The organism is Candidatus Cloacimonadota bacterium (assembly GCA_034661015.1).
Classification (GTDB): domain Bacteria; phylum Cloacimonadota; class Cloacimonadia; order JGIOTU-2; family JGIOTU-2; genus JAYEKN01.
On sequence record JAYEKN010000102.1, the window covers coordinates 1 to 1,661 of the forward strand.

2 protein-coding genes are annotated in these 1,661 nt (G+C 37.2%); one reads left to right on the forward strand and one right to left on the reverse strand.

The window, feature by feature from the left end; all coding sequences use genetic code 11:
- Window positions 1-180: 180 nt before the first annotated feature.
- Window positions 181-366: a hypothetical protein gene (locus tag U9P79_04205; protein ID MEA2103829.1), complete on the reverse strand. Its 186-nt coding sequence runs from the start codon at window positions 364-366 to the stop codon at window positions 181-183.
- 279 nt (window positions 367-645) lie between these two features.
- On the opposite strand from U9P79_04205, the gene U9P79_04210 reads away from it, so the two are divergent.
- On the forward strand, window positions 646-1,182 hold the full coding sequence (locus U9P79_04210; GenBank protein MEA2103830.1) for a transposase: 537 nt from the start codon (window positions 646-648) through the stop codon (window positions 1,180-1,182).
- Window positions 1,183-1,661 lie beyond the last annotated feature (479 nt).

A 1,661-nucleotide genomic window follows, 5' to 3' on the forward strand; every position in this document is an offset into this window, starting at 1 on the left:
AATGCGGTTTCAAATGCAATCGGGAAAAGAAATTATAATCTACCTTTGGATCTGGAGCAAATAAAATTGGGCAAACCATTGTATGTGATAAAATCGAAGTGATTGCCGAATAGATGTCCAAGCTTTTCAAGCCCTCTCAACTCAAAACCATTCTGTTTCGTCTGCCAAAAGATTTCTTGCTCAGTTGTCCTCAAATTTTCTCTCTCTCTGGTCCCCAAGCATTTTTCCCTTGTTCCCAAGCTTTTTTTTCTCTCTTGTTCCCAAGCCTTTTTTTTCTCTTGTTCCCAAGCCTTTTTTTCTCTTGTTCCCAAGCCCCTGCTTGGGAACACAATTTGTAACCAAACCCCTGTTTGGCGTTTTATCCACGAATACATGGCATTTCCAAACTGATCTTTAGCAAATTCTCATACCTCGAAGCATCGAAGCAGGGGCTTCTCGAAATAGGCATTCCCAAGCAGGGGCTTGGGAACGAGAATGTGTTGGGCTTGGGAACTAGAATGTCAAGCTGGGGCTTGGGAACGAGAATATGTTTGGCTTGAAAACGAGATTATTCGTTAATTTTGGAACGAGATGGTTGGTGAAGATTAAGAACAAGAATTGTGCTGATTCTTTGCTAAAACTTATAATCATAGAAAGCAGGTAGAAATGCGAAGCAGATATAAATTTGAAAAAATTCCCGGAAATATTTATTTTGTAACATTTACTGTAATTGGGCATATTCCGATTTTCACAAATTCACTCTACAACAATATTCTCATTAATAATTTTAAATTTTATCAAGAGCATGAAAACTTAAAAATATTTTATTATGTGATTATGGACAACCATCTTCATCTGATTGTCAGACACGATCACGATGTCAGCAAGGTAATCAAAAATTATAAAAGTTTCACCGCAAAAGAAATGATAAAATCATTACATAAAGATAAACGAGAATGGATTTTGTATTTGCTGAAATATTACAAAAAGCAACACAAACAGAATTCGACTTATCAATTTTGGGAAGAAGGCAGCCATCCCAAGCTGATTTCAGATACGAAAATGCTTTATCAAAAAATTGGATATATTCATCGTAATCCCGTAAAAAGAGGATTAGTAGCCAAACCGGAGGATTGGTATTATTCGAGTGCCAAAAATAATGCAGGTTTAGATAATTGTTTTGAAATTGATGAGTTGCAGTAAGATATTTCATTTTTCTAATCCTCGTTTTCATGCTTTTTTCCTTCCTTTTTTCTAGTTTTCCTAGCTCTCTTCTTTGTTCTCAAACCTGTTTTTTTATCTTTCTCTTTGCTTTTTTTTCAATTATTTAAACCTTTTTTTTCTTTGTTGTCTTCAAAATTATTTTTCTATTCCCGCCTTTTTTGATATCTTGTTCACATGCATTTTTCCCCATTGTTCCCAAGCCCTTTTTTTTCCCTCTTGTTCCCAAGCCCCTGCTTGGGAACACAATTTGCAACCAAACCCCTGTTTGGCGTTTTATCCACGAACACATGTCATTTCGAAACTTGACTTGGGTAAATTCTCATACCTCTAAGCCTCGAAGCAGGGGCTTCTCGAAATAGGCATTCCCAAGCAGGGGCTTGGGAACGAGAATGTGTTGGGCTTGGGAACTAGAATGTCAAGCAGGGGCTTGGGAACGAGAATGTGTTGGGCTTGGGAAC